Below are 19,741 nucleotides of genomic sequence, written 5' to 3'. Positions count from 1 at the left end.
ACCTAAATGTTTTTTATAGAATTATTTGCTGATAACTTAAAACTGTATCAAAGCCTTTATTTTTAAAATAGTTGGGTGTTTGTTCATTTCCTGTAACCATCACAAAATCGCCACCCCAAGCACCTAAACTTTTTATTTCACCCAATTCATAATCTGGAAATAATTTTTCTTTAACAGGTTTCATTTTTATGATTGATGCAATAATTTCCTCATGTTCTTTCATTAATTTATCGAAATCGGTAATTGATTTCACCTCTAAAAACTCATTAGAAATTTCTGAAATTCTTTGAATCTCTTTGTCAAAATTTCGTCCACTTTCTCTAAATTTCGCAATTCCCTCTTTAGAATCTTGTTTCTGATTTAAGTATACAAAAAATATATTTTCTTTAAAAGTTGGATGGAATTCAACTTGCTCTACAACAGGTTTTTTATTTTCTATTTGGTAAAAAATTGGTCTATCATTTTGTGCACAAGCAATATCATAACCACTGCCTTTAAAAGAATTCCAAAGCAATTGAAAAGCATCTACATTGGCCCAACTTGCTATTGAATTAATTAAGGTAGATGAACTGCCCAACCCCCAACTTCTTGAAAAAGTTAAATTAGTTTTTACAACACAACCTCCATCTATCTTTAAAAAATTTGGGTTTAATCGTTTTGCTTCTGTTAAAATGGCCAATAATGTTTCTGCAATTTGCTCTGCACTGCCCTCTTTATCGGAATTAAAAGTAGTAGAAATTAACCTAAATTTTGTTAAATCAATAACGGCTTCGAACCAACATTGGCCTTTGTTTGTAAAACTTCCCCAAATTAATTGAGGTTCTTTTATGGTTTTTACTATTAAATCTTGTCCAAATTTAGTTGGCACAGCCAAAGCCTTAGCTCCATCAAGCACCAAATATTCTCCTGTTAATAGTAATTTTCCGTTTGAATAATAGTTCATTACAACAAATTAAATTGTTTAAAGTGATGTGTAAAATGCTTTATCTGAAACTTTTTCCAGTGTTGGTAATTTAATTCCCCAAAAAATGGATGCACAATAGTTGCTTTAGGATTGGTAGTATAGTATGATGTAAAGTTTTGAATTTGCTGTAACAAATCATCGATAGCTTCCGCAATTGAATTGAACTTCTCTACCATTGGTTCATCAGACAAAAAAGAAGGTCTAAAACCCTGTGTTAGCTCATTTTCTGAATTTAAAAAAGGTCTTCTTCGTGCCGTTTTTTCATCAGAAACATACAAACCTGTTTTTATAGTGCCATTTGCAATTTGAGTTACAAAACTGAGATGTTCAATCATTTGTTGGGCATTCATTTTCCCGAAAACTGGCTTTGTTGTGTACTCTAATTGTGATAATTTTTCACGAATCAACTCTTCATTTAAAAAATCAATCCATTGTATTTTAGGTTTTCTAATGGTTTTTAACTTTTCTGCTACTGCAGAATGTGACACAGTTTTATCCTTAAAAAATGTCTCAACTTTTTGTTTTTCATCATCTGTAGCATCAAATTGATTTAAAATATTTTGCAAGTGCATTTTCATGTGTCCATGCTGAATCCCTTTAGTTGTTAGGGCTCTAAGTGCTGCAAAATTTTGAGCCAAGCCTGCAGCTGCTATAATTTGCATCAAGTCTTTGGCTGAGGGTTGCTGCATTAATGCTAAAGAAAGTTTTGCAATAGGATGCAAAGCTGTAAGACCACCAACCGTTCCTAAAGCTAATGGAATTTCGATCCAAAATTTAAAAATTCCATCATCAATAGTACAATCTGATAAACTCGTGTAGCTACCTGTTCTTGAAGCATAAGCATGTGCACCAGCTTCTATAGCTCTAAAATCGTTTCCTGTAGCTAAAACCACTGCATCTATACCATTCATTATTCCTTTATTGTGGGTAACTGCTCTATAAGGTTCTACTTTGGCTATCTGTACTGCTTGGTAAAATTTTTCTGCAAATCTTTGAGGATTATCACCCCCTAATTCTGCTATTTTACAACTCACTTCTGCCCTAACCAAACATTCTGGAACATAGTTAGAAAGAATGCTCATTACAATTTCTATGTCATCATTTTCAAACTTTTTAGCAATGGCTTCTAAACAAGAATTTATAAAGTTAGCACCCATTGAATCTTTGGTTTCAAAAGTAACATGCAACTGGTAATAGTTGTCTAATTTTTCGGTTTTATCAACCAAAACAATATCTAAAATACCTCCACCACGTTTCTCCATATTTTTGGTGATGGATGCAGTAGCCGCTAATAATTCTGTTTTATTTTTCGCAAAATAATTCTCTAAAGTATTTTTATCGCCTGCAAACATAAAATGCACTTGCCCAATTTTAGTCGTCGAAATTACCGAGGTTTTAAATCCGCCTCTTGTACTCCAAAATTTACCCACTAAAGAAGCTGCAGCAACCACTGAACTTTCTTCAATAGCCATAGGAATTGTGTAAACTTTGCCATTAATTAAAAAATTAGGAGCAACTCCAAATGGCAGGTAAAAGTTGGTGATGGTATTTTCGATAAAATCATCGTGCAATTTTTGCAAATCACCATTCGAATTCCAATATTGTTCTAGGGTAGCAATGGTTTCAGAAGGATTTGGAAAATAATTTTTGGCAAGCCAATCTATTTTTTCTTCTTTAGTAAACTTCGAAAAACCAGCAATAATTTCGCTCATGTTGTATCTGTATCTTAGAGCAACAAAGATAAACGAATCTATAATAAACAGGATAGCAATTTTAAGGGAGAGTAATTACAAAATTTAAAGAAAAAATAATTGAAAAATTCTTAGTTATTTAACTAATTATTAATAATTCTATATTATATCTGTAATTTTTTATCATTAATTAACACATATTCAACAAATGATAAGATTATACAATTATTTAATAAATAAAATTTATTTTTAAAATCTCACAAATAAAAGTAATACTATTACATTTGTGTGTAACATTTATTAATCCATTATCAAAATTTTGATGGTATTTTTTTATGATTTCATCAAAAATAAAAAAACCTATAAAAACAATACATTATGAGAAAATTTAGCATTTTAGTTTTAGTGGCTGTTATTTGCACAAGCTGTGCTGTTATTAGACCTGGAGAAGTAGGCATCAAACAAACCTTAGGAAAACTATCTAACGAAGTACAAACACAAGGAACAGTTTTCTACAATCCTATAACCAGTAAAGTAGTCAAAGAATCTACACAAACCAAAAACATAAAGTTGGTTTTAACACTGCCAAGTAAGGAAGGTTTGAGTGTAAATTCAGAAATATCAATTTTACACAGATTACAAGGAGATAAAGTGGCATCTGTTTTAAAAAATCTTGGTCCAGATTACGAAAACGTAATTACTAGTGTTTTTAGATCTGCAGCATCCGATGTTTGTGCTAAATTTTTTGCTAAAGACATGCACTCTGGGATGAGAGCAAATATTGAAAAAGAAATTTTAGAAAAAATGAAAGTCAATCTTGAAAAACAGGCTGATGGTATAGAATTGATTGCGGTTTTAATGAAACGTATTCAACTACCTAGAGGACTTGCAAGTTCTGTTGAAAGAAAATTACAAGCAGAACAAGATGCCATGCGTATGGAGTTTGTTTTAAAACAAGAAAAACTAGAGGCTGAGCGAAAAATTATCAATGCAAAAGGTGAAAGAGATGCGCAATTAATTATTGCTGAAGGATTAACGAATGGAATTATTAGAATTAAGGCTATTGAGGCTTTTAGAGAATTGGCAAGATCGCAAAATGCTAAAGTAATTATTACAGATGGTAAAACACCTTTAATTGTAGGCAATGAAACAGATGCGAAAGAAGAAACTACAAATGAAAATAAATAGATTTTTATAAAACTTAACATTAACTCGATATTTGAAAAAATATCGAGTTTTTTTATGCGCTATATTTAAGGTTTTGCATTATCAGATTACTAAAATAAGTATTCAATTTAGTTAAAATTATGTCTTTTCAAAGACGCTTATAACTATTTTTTGACAATAATTTCGTAAACTTGACAAACTTTTTAAAAATCAAAAACTCAAATGAGGAAACTATTTTTATTAACTACTACCATTCTTATTATTAATTGCAAACCAACTCCAAAAAAAACGGCTAACATTACTACAGGAACTAAAGAAATAACGCTAGAAGAAATTTGGGATGGCACATTCTCTCCACAAAGGATGAATGCATTAAATTCTATGAATGGCGATTTCTATTCGTTATTAAACACAGATGATGATGGCAACACTACTGTAGATAAGTACAGCTACGCTACCTTAGAAAAAATTGAAACTATTGTAAATAGTAAAGATCTAAATCAAATTGATGCTTTTCAATCGTATCGTTTTAATAACGACGAAACGAAACTAATTTTAGGTACTGATTTCGAAAAAATTTACAGACGTTCTTATAAAGGTACTTTTTATGCATATGATATTGCCTCAAAATCCTTATCGCTTATTGGCAAAGATATTCAAGAACCTATTTTTTCTCCAGATAATAAAAAAGTAGCCTACGCTAAAAACAACAATTTATTTATCAAAGATTTTTCTAAAAATAGCCTAACACAAGTTACTAAAGACGGAAAGAAAAATAGCATTATTAACGGAATTACAGACTGGGTGTACGAAGAAGAGTTTGCTTTTGTAAGAGCTTTTGAGTGGAGTAACAATAGCAAATACCTCGCTTTTTTGCGTTTCGATGAACGTAATGTACCAACTTTTTCTATGGATATTGTTGGTAATGGTTTATACCCAGATCAACAAGTATTTAAATATCCAAAAGCCGGCGAAAAAAATGCGGATGTTACCTTACACATGTACACGCTAGCATCAAAAAATAGTAAGAAAATTGCTTTGGGTGATTATGAATATATCCCTAGAATTAAATGGACAAATAATGATGCCATTTTAGTGGCAACAACGTTAAATCGTCATCAAAATAATTTAAAATTACATAAAGTTAATGCCTTAAGAAGTTCATCTTCATTATTATTAAATGAAACGGATAAAGCCTATATAGATATTACTAATAATCTTACTTTTTTAGTTGATAATTCATTTATCTGGACCAGCGAAAAAGATGGTTACAATCACATTTATCATTATGATTTTAACGGAAAACTCATCAACCAAATTACAAAAGGCAATTGGGAAGTCACTAGATATTATGGTTTTAACGCAGCTAAAAAAACCATTTATTATCAATCTGTAGAAAATGGCTCCATCAACAAAGGTATCTATTCTATTGGTTTAGATGGAAATAATAAAAAACTATTGAGCAATAAAGATGGGCAGAATAGTGCAGCTTTTAGCACAAATTTAAATTACTTTATCAATACTTTTTCGTCTGCAGAAATTCCGCCAATTTACTCATTATACACTGCAGAAGGTGAAATGCTAAAGGTAATTTTAGACAATGCTGCCCTAAAAGAAGAATTAGCAGATTATAAAATGAGTCCGAAAGAATTTTCTACCATCAACATTAATGGTAATGATTTAAACATGTGGATGATTAAACCTGTAGATTTTGATGAAAACAAACAATACCCACTTTTTATGTTTCAATATTCTGGGCCAGGTTCTCAACAAGTTGGTAACGCTTGGAACAGTGCAAACGATTATTGGCACAATATGTTAGCTCAAAAAGGAATGATTGTGGTGTGTATTGACGGACGTGGAACTGGTTTAAAAGGCGCCGACTTTAAAAAAATAACCCAAAAAGAATTGGGTAAATACGAAGTTGAAGACCAAATAGCTGCTGCTAAAAAATTAGCAGAGCGTTCGTATATCGATAAAGATAATATTGGTATCTGGGGATGGTCTTTTGGCGGTTTTATGAGCACAAATGCTATTTTAAAAGGTAGCGATATTTTTTCTACAGCCATTGCTGTTGCGCCTGTAACTTCTTGGCGCTTTTACGATTCTGTTTATACAGAAAGATATATGGAAACTCCGCAAGAAAACGCTAGTGGTTATGATGATAATTCCCCTATAAATTATGCAGATAAATTAGAGGGCAATTATTTATTAGTGCATGGTACTGGAGATGACAACGTACATGTACAAAACTCATACAGAATGATTAACGCTTTAATTGATGCCAACAAACAATTTGACATGCATATTGTACCAGATAGAGCGCATGGTATTCGAAAAGGTAAAAATGTTCGTTTAAATTTATTTACAAAAATGACGAATTATGTTGAAGAACATTTAATAGAGAAATCAAATAAAACAACTGAAATAAAAGGATAATTATGTTAGATAAAGGTGTAAGTACAACTGTAGAAGACCCACAAATGTTTGGGCATCCAAAAGGGTTATTTTATTTATTCTTTGCAGAATTATGGGAACGTTTTAGTTTCTATGGAATGAGAGCATTGCTAACGCTTTATATGGTAGAACATATTTTTAAAGCTATAGTAGAAAGAGATACAGCTACAGCTGTAGTGTATGCTTCTTATGGTTCTTTAGTATATGCTTCAACTGTAATTGGTGGTCAAATTTCTGATAAAATTCTAGGAATGCGTGCCTCAATTTTTTTAGGAGGTATATTAATGTCTTTAGGGCATTTTGTTTTAGCAATAGAAAATGATATCGCCTTTTTTTTAGCTTTGGCTTTTATTGTTGTGGGTAATGGTTTCTTTAAACCAAACATATCAACATTTGTAGGTGCTTTATATAAAGAAGGAGACATTAGAAAAGATTCTGGCTTCACTATTTTTTACATGGGAATTAATATAGGAGGATGGATTGCACCACTTTTGTGTGGTTGGTTAGCACTTGAATATGGTTACCACTATGGTTTTGGTTTAGCAGGAATTGGTATGTTAACAGGTTTGATATTCTTTTGGAGTGGAATCAAGAAAAATATTTTTGGTGATAAAGGAATGCCACCAAGTAAGGAAGTTTATGAAAAGAAAATTCTAGGGATTCCTCAAAAAACTTTAATACCAATTATTGCGTTTTTATGTGCCCCTGGTATTGCATATTTATTGGCATCTTGGCAAGAAAACTATGTTAGCGGAATTTTTAAATTTATAGGTTTTGCTGTTTTAGGCTACTTGGTTTACATAATGCTTAAATTAGATACTGATGCCAGAAAAAAACTAATAATGGCTGTATTGATTACATTTTTTATGACCCTGTTTTGGGGTTTTCATGAATTATCTGGTAGTGTAATTACACTATTTGCATCAAGAAATGTGGCTTTAGATGGCATAATGAGTGCGGCTCAAACAAACTCTTTAAACTCCATGTTTATTATAATTTTAGCAATTCCAATTTCTTTATTATGGGGTTATTTGGCTAAAAAAGGTATGAATCCTAGAACACCTTTTAAGTTTGGTTTCGGTTTATTATTAGCAGGTTTGTGTTTTTATATTTTATCTATTAGTGGCGCAAGTGCAGACGAAAATGGAATGGTTCCTTTTGTGTATCTGTTAATTATGTATTTTATATTGTCTATAGGAGAGCTTTTTATGTCACCTGTTGGTTTATCTAAAATCACGGATTTATCTCCAATAAATATTGTAGCTTTTATGATGGGGGTTTGGTTTTTATCATCGGCTTTTGCCTTTCAAATTGTAGGTTTTATTGGCGAACAATTGGCTGTTGAAAGCACAGATACTAACGTTGGAGGATTAGAAACTTTAAGCATTTATACTGATGGTTTTCATTTAATAGCAATGTATGCTTTAGGTGCTGGTGTAATTGTATTGTTATTTTCACCATTAATGAAAAAATTATTAGGCAATGTTCATTAAAAAAATAAAACGTTAATTGTAAAATTGGCATATCATTTGCGACCAATAAAATTATGAAGAAAAAAATAGTATCACTTTGTGCAATTGCATTTGTTTGTATTTCAATAAATGCACAAAAAATAAATTGGGTTTCTATGGATGAAGCTTTAGCACTTCAACAGAAAAACCCAAAGAAAATAATGGTAGATGTCTACACCAATTGGTGTGGTCCATGTAAAATGTTAGACAAACAAACCTTTCAAAACGAAGATGTTGCAAACTACGTAAATGAAAATTTTTATGCTGTAAAATTTAACGGCGAAGGGAATGATACATTTACCTACAAAGAAAACGAATTTTCAAATCCAAATTATGATGCGTCGAAAGCTAATCGCAGAAACAGTTCTCATCAATTTGCAAATTATTTAGACTTAAGAGGTTACCCAACCATCGCTTTTTTTGATGAAGATGGTAATTTTTTATATCCTTTAACTGGTTTTTATAAACCCAATCAACTTGAGTTTTACCTAAAATTATTTGTAGCTGATAAACATAAAGAAATTAAAACTAAAGAAGAATTTCAAGCATATTTTGATGCTTTTACACCACAATTTAAAGTAAAATAATAGTTATAACCTAATATACAAAAGCTCCATTTTTACCCGTGTAATGAAATGGAGTTTTTTGTTTTTCAGCCGTTTTTCGCCATCGGTTTACATAACTTTTATAATTAGAACCATCAGCAATAATTTGTTTTGGTGATAAGGTTTTAATCAACCTTTCTAAATTTATTTTTGGTGATTGTTGCAATATAACTATTGGCTTTTCTAAATTGTTTATTTGATACACTCCCAAACTATCTAAAACCAAAATTTGTTGATTTTTAATCTGAAAAATTTTCGGAATATCCTTTACAGCATTTGCGCTTACATTTTCGCCAATAACAAACGACTGAACTAGGTTTAATTTTAAAACATCTAGACTGTCAATATCATGATGTATCGTAATCTTACTCCCTATTCTTTTTCCGATTATTGAGTTTCTACTCTTATGAAACACCACTAACTGCTTTTTTGCCTCTGATTGATGGTATTCAACAACATAAATACATTGAATAATTATAACACAACACAGCAGATGAATCATCTTTTTTGGTGATGTATCTATTAAAAATCTATAAATCATAATTATACTAAAATACACTGCCAAAACCATCACTATTGATAATGAAATTTCTTGAAAGAGAAACTTTTCTTGATGAGAAACCCAATACACAAAAGTATTTAATAAGGCTATAATTTCGCCATAAATGGAGGCTACAAATTGTGGTAAAATGCCAATTAAAGCGAATAGGATGATAAGAATTCCCCCTACTAAAATTGCACTCAAAAAAGGGATAATCACCAAATTCGACACCATAAACAAACCCGGAAATTGATGGAAATAAAACAAACTTAAAGGCAATACACCAATTTGTGCTGCAACAGAAACCGATGTTATTTCCCATATCTTTTTGTCTAACCAAAATATTGGTGTGTACTGTTTAAATAATTTAGGTTGTATAAAAATAATGCCAAAAACGGCTAAATAACTGAGTTGAAAACCAACATCAAACAAAAACATTGGTTTAAAAAGTAACAAGAAAAACATGGAAGAAATTAATGAAAACAATACAATATTTTTTCTTTGAAACGACAAACCAATTGCTAAGAATGTAAACATGGTAACCGCTCTTGTTACTGATGCAGATAAACCTGCAATAAAAGCAAACATCCAAAGTAACAAAACAATGCATACTGTTTTTATTATTTTTCCTTTGGGAAGCCTTTCTAAAGGTTGCAACAACCAAGTTAAAATCCATAGTATAATTCCTACGTGTAAACCAGAAACCGCTAAAATATGTATGGCACCCGCTTTTGCGTAATTGCTACTTAATTCTTTAGAAATTTCTTGTCTTTGTCCTAACAACAAAGCGTTGATTACTGCAAATTCATCTTTACCAAAATGGTATTTTTTAAGTGATTCTTGTACTTTATTCCTAAATTTTGCTGATGCACCTTGTAAAGAAAATCGTTGAATTCCTAAGGTTTTAAAATCATTGTAATTGAGAAATATCTGCTGATGAACATCCTGCTTTTCCATATACAATTGATAATTGAATTGATATGGATTTCGAGGTTTTGCTATGGAAACAAATTTTGGTTTTGATAACACCAATTCATCAACTTGTAAAGTATTTGAAAAAGAATCTTTAACTACATTTAGCAAGGCTTTACCAACAGTATGGATAGTATCAATTTGCACAACCTCAACTTGGTATTTATCATGATAAACGCTTGGTTTCAAAACCTTAGTAACTCTTAGGATAACAGCAGTATTATCATCAATATAATTTTGATAATAATTGTTATAATTTTGATTAGTATTTACAAATACACTAGCAACACCAATTATTAAAAACAAAAGCATCACTAAAAATGTGCTAACCATCTTGTTGTTTATAACAAGTAGTAAAACAAAGCATACAATAAAAACATAAAGTAAATTTAGGAAACCAAATTTCCAAAACTGTGTATAGAATTGTAGTACAATTCCTAAAATTACACATACAACAAAATGTACGGGTAAGTAGTTCAATACCTTCTTCATAGCGCATTAAAGATAGTAAAAAACTAAATTTGAACAAAGGGGTTGCTAAAAACAATCGTAATTTGTTAAAACTAGGATTGGTAAGAGAATGTTTGGCTTAAATTATAAAATTGAAGTTGCTTTTACAAAATTCTTTTTCCAATATTTTTCTGATAAGGATGACACAATTACTCCTCGAGAACTTGTAGAATGTATAAAATAAATTTGACTGTTTTTAATGGAAGTGACCAAGCCTACATGGTTAATTTGATTTGATCTTCTATTGATTTTAAAGAATACCAAATCGCCTATTTTCAACTTTCGCAAAGGTATTGCTTTACCCTTTTTAGCCATATTTCTGGAGATTCTTGGCAATTGAATATTTTCCTTGCCAAACACCACATAAACCAATCCAGAGCAATCCATTCCTTTTTTTGTGGTACCACCAAACTTGTAATCCACACCTTGATATTGAAGAGCATTTGCAATAATTCGCGCTGTTTTTGTCTTCGGTTTTTTTACGCTTGATGCTATTTTTTTTGAGGAAGAACAAGCAGTAAGCACTAATGAAAAAACCAATAAGAAGAAGATTTTTTTCATCAAATTACCCTTTTAAACCTTCAATGATTAGTTTAGCTGTTTTTGCTGAAGCTCCTTTTCCACCCAACTTTTTTTCTAATTCAAAATAATCTAGGAATAATTTTTCACGATGTTTTTTATCCAATATTTTTGTGAGTTCCTTTTTTAAATTAGTTTTTGTAAAATCATTTTGAATGAGCTCTTTAACCACTTCCCTATCCATGATTAAATTTACCAAAGAAATAAACTTTAAAGTAATAATTCGTTTTGCGATTTGATAAGAAACAAAACCAGCTTTATAACAAACTACTTGAGGCACTTTAAACAAGGCTGTTTCTAAAGTTGCTGTTCCAGAAGTTACCAAAGCTGCTGTAGATACCGCTAATAAATCATAGGTTTTATTATCAATAAAACTTACTGATTTGTTGCCAATTATACGTTGATAAAAAGAAAAATCTTGACTGGGTGCACCCCCAATTACAAATTTGTATTCCGAAAAATCATCAACCAAAGACAACATTACAGCCAACATCTTTGTAATTTCTTGTTTTCTACTTCCTGGTAATAATGCAATAATAGGTTTATCACCTAAATTATGCTCGGCTTTAAAAGCTTCTATATTCGATAATTTTCGATCTGCAATTGCATCAATTAAAGGATGCCCAACAAAGGTTACTGGGTAATCGAACTTTTTATAAAATGCTTTTTCAAAAGGCAAAATAACAAACATTTTATCAACATCTCTTTTAATACCTTTTACCCTACTTGCTCTACTTGCCCAAACTTGTGGGGAAATGTAATAATTGGTTCTAAAACCTTGTTTTTTTGCCCATTTTGCAATACGCAGATTAAAGCCAGAATTATCGATAAAAATAATAACATCTGGCTGAAATAATTCAATATCGTTTTTACAAAATTTAATAAAAACCAATACTTTATTTAGGTTTCTAAGCACTTCAAAAAAACCCATAAAAGCCCTATCTTTATAATGGCTTACTAAAGTTCCACCCACAGCCTGCATTAAATCTCCACCCCAAAACTTAATTTCGGCGTTTGAATCTTGTTGATACAAAGCTTTCATTAAATTAGAACCGTGTAAATCTCCAGAAGCTTCGCCTGCTATGATGTAGTATTTCATTAAATAAACTTTAAAATTAAGGTAGTTAAAGCAATTAAAATCGTCATTATTAAAACACCTTTTGCTCTATGATCTTGTTTCTTTTTAATATAAATTAAAAAAACAAATAAATTAGGAATTGCAGCAATAGATAAGATTTTACCATATAAATCGCCATCTTCTATCATTTGTAAAGTTTCATTAAAACTAAACTTAGAAAAATATTCTATATACAAATAACCACCAGCTGCAGTTGCAAATAGCGAAACTAATAATCCTATTACTATATCTTTTTTTACAGTTCCCAAGAGTTTAATTTTTGTATCATGTGATGTGCTGTTAAATCAAACTGAACAGGCACAATAGAAACATAACCATTTTCTAAAGCATATACATCTGTATCTTGCCCTTTATCTCTATTGATAAATTCTCCTGAAAGCCAATAATATTCTTTTCCAAACGGACTTTTACGTTTGTCGAAATCTTCTTTCCAAACCCCCATTGCTTGTCTACAAATTTTAGTTCCTTTAATTTCTTCCTTTTTTAAATCAGGAATATTTACGTTTAACACAATACCTTCTGGCAAACCATTTAGCAAAGTATTTAAGGTAATATTTTTCACAAACGTTTCACAAGGTTTAAAATCTGCGTGCCATTTAAAATCTAACAGCGAAAATCCAATTGCTGGAATCCCTTCTATACCCGCTTCAATTGCAGCACTCATAGTACCAGAGTATATTACATTGATAGATGAATTTGAACCATGATTAATCCCAGAAACACACAAATCTGGCTTCTTATTTAAAATTTCGCTAATTGCCATTTTTACACAATCAGCAGGAGTTCCAGAACAGGTATACTCTAATTGTGGCCCATCATCTATAGTAATCGGGTTGCAGGTTAACACATTATCAACCGTAATTGCATGCCCCATTCCACTTTGTGGACTATCAGGAGCCACAACAACAACCTCGCCAATTTTATTCATTATTTTAATTAGCGCTCTAATTCCAGGAGCAGTAATTCCATCATCATTGGTTACTAAAATTAAAGGTTTCTCTTGCATATTTTTTATTTTTAAGCTTTATGAAGTCGTATTTCATCATAAATTTAAACATTACATTTTGCTTACTATAAGCAAATGTAATTTATTTTAGGCGATTTTCTTTTTAACATTTTATAAAGAATAAAAACCTTGAATTTTAACTAATATTGTAAGGATAGAATTTTGGAATCTATGTTGCGAATTGGTATTTCTTTTATGTTTTTTTTGATGCTGTTTTTTTCAAACAATTTCATTGCTCAAACTACACCATGTTCTGATGAAAAATATAACCAATTTGATTTTTGGGAAGGTTCTTGGAAAGTGTTCAACACCAAAGGCAAACTAATAGGAACCAACAAATTAATAAAAATGCAAAGCAATTGTGTGATGCAAGAAAACTGGGTTTCTAAAACTAGCTCTAATAGAGGAACAAGCTATAATTATTACAATAAAATAGATGATTCTTGGAATCAAGTTTGGATAGATAATACCGGTTTTTCATTAGTTTTAAAAGGCAGGTTAATTGATGGAAAAATGATTTTAAAAAGCGAAATTATCAAATCTGATAAAGGCAATTATTACAATCAAATAACCTGGTCTAAAAATAGTGATAATTCAGTAACCCAAGTATGGGAACATAGAAACGAAAAAAACGAGATTATTTCTGAAATTTTTAGAGGCATTTATAAAAAATAACAATCTATAAAATATTTTGGCACTATTTTAGTAGATTAGCCATTGAATAAGTAATTACAAATAAAAATTAACGACAGTAGATATATGAAGACGAAGTTTAAATTGAGTACTGCTTTTTTAGCGATTGTTTTATTGGCAAATAGTTTTGCAATACAAGCATCAACAAACACCGAAATTATAAATAATGACCCAGAAAAAGATAAAGTTATTATTTATGTGTTAAAAAATGTATTGAGCAGATTACATTTTGTTCAAAAAGACATTAATGATGATTTGTCTGAACAAATTTTCGATTCTTTTATTGATGCTTTAGATAGCAGTAAAAGGTATTTCACAAAACAAGACATTAAAGAATTTTCGATATACAAGTATGAAATCGACAATCAACTTTTACAAGACGATTTAAGTTTTTATAATTTGGTATATGGCAGATTTTTAGAAAAAATTAAAAATGCAAAATCGTATTATGGCGATTTATTGGCACAGCCTTTTGATTTTAAGAAAAATGAAACAATTGATTTAGATTATACAACTGTACCATTTGCAAAAAATGATAATGAACTTATTGATTATTGGAGAAAGCAATTAAAATTACAGACCCTAAGCAGAATTCAAGAACAAACAGAATTACAAAAATTAAAATTAGAAAAAGATAAAAACTTCAAAGTAAAATCTTTTAAAACTTTAGAAAAAGAAGCTAGAGCAGAAGTTTTAAAAAACATGGAAGAATTATACTTAAGAATCGAGGAATTAGAACATGATGATTGGTTCTCTACATTCTTAAATTCTGTGGTAAGTGCTTTTGATCCGCATACTACATATATGGATCCAAGAATTAAAGAACGTTTTGACCAAACCATTTCTGGAAAATTAGAAGGTATTGGGGCGCGTTTGCAAAAAAAAGGAATATATACACACGTTTTTGAATTGGTTGCTGGTGGCCCAGCTTCGAAGCAAGGAGATTTAGAACCTGGTGATATTATTTTAAAAGTAGCACAAGGTGATGAGGAACCACTTGATATTGTAGGGATGCGTTTAGATGATGCTATAAAATTTATAAAAGGTAAAAAAGGCACTGAAGTTAGGTTAACTGTAAAGAAAAAATTAACAGGTAGTATAGAAGTAATTTCCATAATTAGAGATGTGGTGCAATTAGATGAAACCTTTGTAAAATCAAGCATTGTAGAAAAAGAAGGAAAAAAATATGCCATTATAGATTTACCAAGTTTTTATATTGATTTTAGCGATAATAATTACAGAGATTCTGCAAAAGACATGGAAAAAGAAATTGAAAGATTAAAAGCAGAAGGGGTTACTGGGTTAATTATCGATTTAAGAAACAATGGTGGTGGCTCTTTAAAAACTGCAATAGAAATTTCTGGTTTGTTTATAGATGAAGGCCCTGTAGTACAAGTAAAATACAGAGGCGAAAACCCAATTGTAAAGGAAGATATTGATCCAAAAGTTCAATGGGATAAATCTGTTGTTGTTTTGGTAAATGAGTTTTCGGCATCTGCCTCTGAAATTTTTGCAGCTGCTATGCAAGATTACAAAAGAGGAGTTATTTTAGGAGGAAACCAAACCTATGGAAAAGGAACTGTACAAAATGTACTGCCTATCAATCAATTTTATCCTAAATACAAAAAAGATTTGGGGTACATAAAAATGACCATTCAAAAATTCTATAGAGTAAATGGAGGCTCTACCCAACAAGAAGGCGTGTACTCAGACATTGCAATGCCAAGTAGATTAAGTTACATGAAATATGGGGAGCGAGACCTGACAGGAGCTTTGGCTTGGGATAAAGTACCACAAGCCAAATATACGCAAACCAACTCTTATGCCAACTTTAACGATGTTGTATATAATAGCAAACAAAGAATTGCTAACAGTGAAAACTTTAAATTGGTTAACGAATATGCAAAATGGTTAAAAGAAAATCAAGATAACACATCATACTCTTTAAATTATAAAGAATTTTTTAATGAAAGTGAAGCTAAAGAAAAAGAGGCTGAAAAATTCAAATCTGTTTTCGATTACAAATCGAATTTAACATTTACATCCCCTAAATATGAGCAGTCTTTATTTAAAGAAAATGAAGATTTAAAGGATAAAAGAGTAGCTTGGCACAAAAATTTAGCCAAAGACATGTACATTTCTGAAGCTTTAAATGTACTTAGTGAATTAAAACTAAGAGAAAAAACAGAAATTGTAAAAAATTAATCAATAATAAAATTGTATTTACCAAACCTGATTAGTCTTAAACTTATCAGGTTTTTTATTTTTTTTAACTATGGAATTTAAAGTAACATTCGCCACAAAATGGTCAGATTTTGACCCCAATAGGCACATGCGACATACAGCTTATAATGAATATGCTGCAGAGGTAAGAGCACGCTATTTTGCTTCACAAAAGTTTTCTATTGAAGAGTTTACCAAACATAATATAGGCCCTATTTTATTTGAAGAGTACACCTCTTTTAGAAAAGAAATTCATTTAGGTGAAAACATAACTGTAAACATGAAAATTTCTGGACTATCACAAAATAATGAGCGATGGAAAATTACTCACGAAGTTTTTAATGATGCAGGAAAATTATCGGCTACAATAAAAGTATATGGGGCTTGGATCGATTTAACAAAACGTAAATTAACCATTCCTCCAAAAGAAGCACAATATTTATTTGAGAATGCAGAAAAAAGTGAAGATTTTAAGGTTATTCCCTTAAAATGACTTTAGGGCTATTGCAAAAAAATAAGAATAAGTAAGATAAACATTAACTCATTATAATTCATACGCTAACAACTAATTTGATTAGAAATTAGTCTAAATGAATTTTGAAAAAATAAAAAAGCTTCTCAAGTTGAGAAGCTTTTATCTGTACAGGCGGAGAGACTCGAACTCTCACACCTCGCGGCACTAGATCCTAAGTCTAGCGTGTCTACCAATTCCACCACGCCTGCAATTTTGGATTGCAAATATAAACAATCAGAAGAAACTACAAAGCAGTTCATTATTATTTTTCTATTTTTGAAATAAAATTTAAAAATTTAGAATGCATACTATTCAATCTTATATAGCAAAAAACAAAAATCGTTTCTTAAATGAGTTATTCGAATTATTAAAATTGCCTTCCATTAGTGCTGATTCAGCGTATAAAAAAGAGGTTTTACAAACTGCAGACTTTGTTTTAACAAGCTTAAAAGAAGCAGGTTGTGATAAAGTTGAATTGTGCGAAACACCTGGTTACCCTATTATTTATGGAGAAAAAATAATTGATAAAAATTTACCTACCGTTTTAATATATGGGCATTATGACGTGCAGCCTGCAGATCCAATAGAACTATGGACAACCCCTCCTTTTGAACCAATAATTAAAAAAACAGATATTCATCCTGAAGGAGCCATTTTTGCAAGAGGTGCATGTGATGACAAAGGACAAATGTATATGCACATTAAAGCCTTAGAATACATGACGTCATCTGGAAATTTACCTTGTAACGTAAAATTTATGATTGAAGGTGAAGAAGAAGTAGGTTCTGAAAGTTTGTCTTGGTTTGTGCCAAGAAATAAAGAGAAATTAGCAAATGATGTTATTCTAATATCAGATACAGGCATGATTGCTAATGATATTCCTTCAATTACAACAGGTTTGCGTGGTTTAAGTTATGTTGAAGTTGAAGTTACTGGTCCAAACAGAGATCTACATTCAGGTCTTTATGGTGGTGCTGTGGCAAATCCTATTAATATTTTAACTAAAATGATTGCTTCTTTACATGATGAAAACAACCATATTACGATACCAGGCTTTTATGATAAAGTAGAAGAATTATCCAAAGAAGAAAGAGCAGAAATGGCAAAAGCTCCTTTTTCTAAAGAAGACTATAAAAAATCGATTGATATTGGAGATGTTTATGGTGAAGTAGGATATACAACAAATGAAAGGAATTCAATAAGACCAACTTTAGATGTTAACGGAATTTGGGGAGGTTATACTGGTGAAGGGGCTAAAACAGTTATTGCTAGTAAAGCATATGCTAAAATTTCTATGAGGTTAGTGCCTCATCAAGATTGGAAAGAGATTACTAAATTATTCAAAAATCATTTTGAAAATATTGCTCCAAAAGCTGTAAAAGTAAAAGTCACTCCACATCATGGGGGGCAAGGTTATGTAACACCTATTGATAATATTGGCTACCAGGCTGCAAGTTTAGCTTACCAAACCACATTTGGTAAAATCCCAATTCCGCAAAGAAGTGGTGGAAGCATACCTATAGTTGCTTTATTTGAAAAAGAGTTAAGTAGTAAAACTATTTTAATGGGCTTTGGTTTAAATTCTGATGCAATTCATTCACCAAATGAACATTTTGGGGTTTGGAACTATTTAAAAGGCATAGAAACTATACCATATTTTTATGCTAATTTCGCTAATCTATATAGATAATTATTATATTTGCAACACTTTAACCTTTAAAAAATTCAGTTTAACGAGGTTATATAACAGTTTACAAATAAATTCCCCAAAATTAATTAAAGAGTTTTAAATTTGACCTTAGGTCTAAATATATAAATCAATCGAAAATAAAATTAATTATGAAGAAAATTTACTTTGGGGTACTTTTTACATTAGTATCTTTATTAACCAATGCTCAAGAATTTAGCCCTTGGTCTGTTGATCTAGGAGCAGGAATACATAGGGTAGGTTCTACGATTTCAGCAGGGAGAAGCGCATCTCTTTTAGGACAAGGAAACTTTGGGGTTCGTTACATGTTTAATGAACGTTTTGGTGTACGTCTAGATTTAGGTTACAATAGCTTTTCAGAATCAGCTGGAGCACCATTTAAATCAAATTATTACAGAGCCTCTATAGAAAGCGTTATAAACGTTGGTAATATTTTACATTTTGATTCTTGGACAGAGCATTTTAACATATTAGGTCATGCTGGTATAGGTGCAGCATCACTTAATGTGACTGAACCAGCAGATAATGGAGGTGATTTTATGATACCTTTAAGTTTTGGTTTAAGCCCTCAATTTAAGCTCACAGAAAGAATAGGTTTGTTTTTAGACTTTTCATCTTTTATTCATTTTGGACAAAATGACAATGTAGATGGAGGTGTAAATACTGCTGTTAGAGAATCTAACATTAGTTTTTTTAACACTTCAATAGGTGTTAACATAGCTTTGGGTAGAAATAAAAAATTGGCTGAATTCTCTAAAGAAGTTACAGAAGAAATGGTTGTAGATGGCGAAATTGATGCACTTAAAGAAAGATTAGCTAAGGCTGAAAATGAAATTAATATCTTAAAAGCTAAAGAAGAAGCTTCTCCTAACAAAGAACTGATAATGACAGAATTAGATGCAAGATATATCAGAAAAGACGAAGCTGATAAATATGCTAGTGTAGTTACTGGATCAAATGTAGGTTTTATTCAAAGTTTATTAAACAGTGGTTATATCAATGTTTATTTTGATACTAACAAAACAGAGATACAAGAAGGATCTTTAAATTCTGTAAATTATTTAAAACAATTTATGATCGATAACCCTACCATAAATGCAGAATTAATAGGGTATGCAGATGAAACTGGTAAAGAAGAAACCAACATAAGCTTATCACAAAATAGAGCTAAAAAAGTTTTTGATGTATTAGTTGCTGCTGGTATTAAGCCTTCTAGATTGTCTTATTTTGGTGGTGGTGAAGATAAAAGTGTTGCAAAAGAAGCAAGACAATTAGCAAGAAAAGTTACTTTTAAATTAAAATAAATTATATTTTCAAAAATTATTCTTTTGTAAAAAAGAGATTAGGAATACTAGAGGTGATTAAAAGAGTTTTTCTTTTTCATACATTAAATTTAAAAAAGCTATTAAGAAATCTTATTTTTCTTAATAGCTTTTTAAACTTTATAGGTTTTTATTTTTGA

16 protein-coding genes and 1 tRNA gene are annotated in these 19,741 nt (G+C 30.7%); 9 read left to right on the top strand and 8 right to left on the bottom strand.

Annotated elements, in window-relative coordinates; all coding sequences use genetic code 11:
- Positions 1-13: 13 nt before the first annotated feature.
- Positions 14-943, bottom strand: a complete 930-nt coding sequence (locus ACTG3V_RS09960) for a GYDIA family GHMP kinase (RefSeq protein WP_439132017.1) — start codon at positions 941-943, stop codon at positions 14-16.
- Positions 943-2,676, bottom strand: coding sequence for a hydroxymethylglutaryl-CoA reductase, degradative (locus ACTG3V_RS09955; protein ID WP_439132016.1), 1,734 nt, complete (start codon positions 2,674-2,676; stop codon positions 943-945). The genes ACTG3V_RS09960 and ACTG3V_RS09955 overlap by 1 nt, the downstream gene beginning before the upstream one ends.
- Positions 2,677-3,033: 357 nt before the next feature.
- On the opposite strand from ACTG3V_RS09955, the gene ACTG3V_RS09950 reads away from it, so the two are divergent.
- The 4 genes from ACTG3V_RS09950 (at position 3,034) to ACTG3V_RS09935 (ending at position 8,377) form a co-directional block, all read left to right on the top strand.
- Positions 3,034-3,843 (top strand): prohibitin family protein, encoded by an 810-nt coding sequence (locus tag ACTG3V_RS09950; protein ID WP_439132015.1) that lies wholly within the window; start codon positions 3,034-3,036, stop codon positions 3,841-3,843.
- A 201-nt stretch (positions 3,844-4,044) separates the two neighbouring features.
- Entirely contained in the window at positions 4,045-6,261 is a 2,217-nt protein-coding gene (locus ACTG3V_RS09945) for a S9 family peptidase (protein ID WP_439132014.1), read from the top strand.
- 2 nt (positions 6,262-6,263) lie between these two features.
- Positions 6,264-7,772, top strand: a complete 1,509-nt coding sequence (locus ACTG3V_RS09940; protein WP_439132013.1) for a peptide MFS transporter — start codon at positions 6,264-6,266, stop codon at positions 7,770-7,772.
- A gap of 53 nt (positions 7,773-7,825) precedes the next feature.
- Positions 7,826-8,377, top strand: a complete 552-nt coding sequence (locus tag ACTG3V_RS09935; RefSeq protein WP_439132012.1) for a thioredoxin family protein — start codon at positions 7,826-7,828, stop codon at positions 8,375-8,377.
- Positions 8,378-8,387: 10 nt separating this feature from the next.
- Here the strand turns inward: ACTG3V_RS09935 and ACTG3V_RS09930 are convergent, their stop codons facing one another.
- The 5 genes from ACTG3V_RS09930 to surE form a co-directional block, all read right to left on the bottom strand.
- Complete coding sequence (locus ACTG3V_RS09930; RefSeq protein ID WP_439132011.1) at positions 8,388-10,400, bottom strand: ComEC/Rec2 family competence protein; 2,013 nt, start codon at positions 10,398-10,400, stop codon at positions 8,388-8,390.
- A gap of 102 nt (positions 10,401-10,502) precedes the next feature.
- Positions 10,503-10,979, bottom strand: a complete 477-nt coding sequence (locus ACTG3V_RS09925; protein ID WP_439132010.1) for an NlpC/P60 family protein — start codon at positions 10,977-10,979, stop codon at positions 10,503-10,505.
- A 4-nt stretch (positions 10,980-10,983) separates the two neighbouring features.
- The gene (gene lpxB, locus ACTG3V_RS09920; protein ID WP_439132009.1) at positions 10,984-12,096 is read right to left on the bottom strand and encodes a lipid-A-disaccharide synthase; all 1,113 of its coding nucleotides are present in this window, start codon (positions 12,094-12,096) and stop codon (positions 10,984-10,986) included.
- Positions 12,096-12,383, bottom strand: a complete 288-nt coding sequence (locus tag ACTG3V_RS09915) for a hypothetical protein (RefSeq protein ID WP_439132008.1) — start codon at positions 12,381-12,383, stop codon at positions 12,096-12,098. The genes lpxB and ACTG3V_RS09915 overlap by 1 nt, the downstream gene beginning before the upstream one ends.
- Positions 12,371-13,141 (bottom strand): 5'/3'-nucleotidase SurE, encoded by a 771-nt coding sequence (surE, locus tag ACTG3V_RS09910; RefSeq protein ID WP_439132007.1) that lies wholly within the window; start codon positions 13,139-13,141, stop codon positions 12,371-12,373. Before surE ends, ACTG3V_RS09915 begins: the two co-directional genes overlap by 13 nt.
- A 207-nt stretch (positions 13,142-13,348) precedes the next feature.
- Between surE and ACTG3V_RS09905 the strand changes: the two genes are divergently transcribed.
- From ACTG3V_RS09905 to ACTG3V_RS09895, 3 genes are all read left to right on the top strand, one after another.
- Positions 13,349-13,816: a hypothetical protein gene (locus ACTG3V_RS09905; RefSeq protein WP_439132006.1), complete on the top strand. Its 468-nt coding sequence runs from the start codon at positions 13,349-13,351 to the stop codon at positions 13,814-13,816.
- A gap of 84 nt (positions 13,817-13,900) precedes the next feature.
- Entirely contained in the window at positions 13,901-16,039 is a 2,139-nt protein-coding gene (locus ACTG3V_RS09900; protein ID WP_439132005.1) for a carboxy terminal-processing peptidase, read from the top strand.
- 70 nt (positions 16,040-16,109) lie between these two features.
- A complete protein-coding gene (locus tag ACTG3V_RS09895; protein ID WP_439132004.1) occupies positions 16,110-16,550 on the top strand; it encodes an acyl-CoA thioesterase in 441 nt (146 codons plus the stop codon).
- A gap of 148 nt (positions 16,551-16,698) precedes the next feature.
- Here the strand turns inward: ACTG3V_RS09895 and ACTG3V_RS09890 are convergent.
- Positions 16,699-16,780, bottom strand: a tRNA-Leu gene (locus ACTG3V_RS09890).
- 92 nt (positions 16,781-16,872) lie between these two features.
- Here ACTG3V_RS09890 and ACTG3V_RS09885 point away from each other — a divergent pair.
- On the top strand, positions 16,873-18,261 hold the full coding sequence (locus ACTG3V_RS09885) for a dipeptidase (protein ID WP_439132003.1): 1,389 nt from the start codon (positions 16,873-16,875) through the stop codon (positions 18,259-18,261).
- Between the two features lie 149 nt (positions 18,262-18,410).
- The gene (locus ACTG3V_RS09880) at positions 18,411-19,583 is read left to right on the top strand and encodes an OmpA family protein (RefSeq protein ID WP_439132002.1); all 1,173 of its coding nucleotides are present in this window, start codon (positions 18,411-18,413) and stop codon (positions 19,581-19,583) included.
- Positions 19,584-19,741 lie beyond the last annotated feature (158 nt).

The organism is Polaribacter sp. (genome assembly GCF_965660385.1).
Lineage (GTDB): Bacteria > Bacteroidota > Bacteroidia > Flavobacteriales > Flavobacteriaceae > Polaribacter.
This window is presented reverse-complemented; position numbering and strand designations above follow the sequence as displayed.

Bases quoted from the DNA above. Each gene is read 5' to 3' on its own strand.
- ACTG3V_RS09925 (WP_439132010.1), bottom strand. From the start codon at position 10,979: ATGAAAAAAATCTTCTTCTTATTGGTTTTTTCATTAGTGCTTACTGCT.
- ACTG3V_RS09945 (WP_439132014.1), top strand. From the start codon at position 4,045: ATGAGGAAACTATTTTTATTAACTACTACCATTCTTATTATTAATTGC.
- ACTG3V_RS09880 (WP_439132002.1), top strand. From the start codon at position 18,411: ATGAAGAAAATTTACTTTGGGGTACTTTTTACATTAGTATCTTTATTA.
- ACTG3V_RS09905 (WP_439132006.1), top strand. From the start codon at position 13,349: ATGCTGTTTTTTTCAAACAATTTCATTGCTCAAACTACACCATGTTCT.
- ACTG3V_RS09955 (WP_439132016.1), bottom strand. From the start codon at position 2,676: ATGAGCGAAATTATTGCTGGTTTTTCGAAGTTTACTAAAGAAGAAAAA.
- ACTG3V_RS09885 (WP_439132003.1), top strand. From the start codon at position 16,873: ATGCATACTATTCAATCTTATATAGCAAAAAACAAAAATCGTTTCTTA.
- ACTG3V_RS09895 (WP_439132004.1), top strand. From the start codon at position 16,110: ATGGAATTTAAAGTAACATTCGCCACAAAATGGTCAGATTTTGACCCC.
- ACTG3V_RS09960 (WP_439132017.1), bottom strand. From the start codon at position 943: ATGAACTATTATTCAAACGGAAAATTACTATTAACAGGAGAATATTTG.
- ACTG3V_RS09930 (WP_439132011.1), bottom strand. From the start codon at position 10,400: ATGAAGAAGGTATTGAACTACTTACCCGTACATTTTGTTGTATGTGTA.
- lpxB (WP_439132009.1), bottom strand. From the start codon at position 12,096: ATGAAATACTACATCATAGCAGGCGAAGCTTCTGGAGATTTACACGGT.
- ACTG3V_RS09900 (WP_439132005.1), top strand. From the start codon at position 13,901: ATGAAGACGAAGTTTAAATTGAGTACTGCTTTTTTAGCGATTGTTTTA.
- ACTG3V_RS09950 (WP_439132015.1), top strand. From the start codon at position 3,034: ATGAGAAAATTTAGCATTTTAGTTTTAGTGGCTGTTATTTGCACAAGC.
- ACTG3V_RS09935 (WP_439132012.1), top strand. From the start codon at position 7,826: ATGAAGAAAAAAATAGTATCACTTTGTGCAATTGCATTTGTTTGTATT.
- surE (WP_439132007.1), bottom strand. From the start codon at position 13,141: ATGCAAGAGAAACCTTTAATTTTAGTAACCAATGATGATGGAATTACT.
- ACTG3V_RS09940 (WP_439132013.1), top strand. From the start codon at position 6,264: ATGTTAGATAAAGGTGTAAGTACAACTGTAGAAGACCCACAAATGTTT.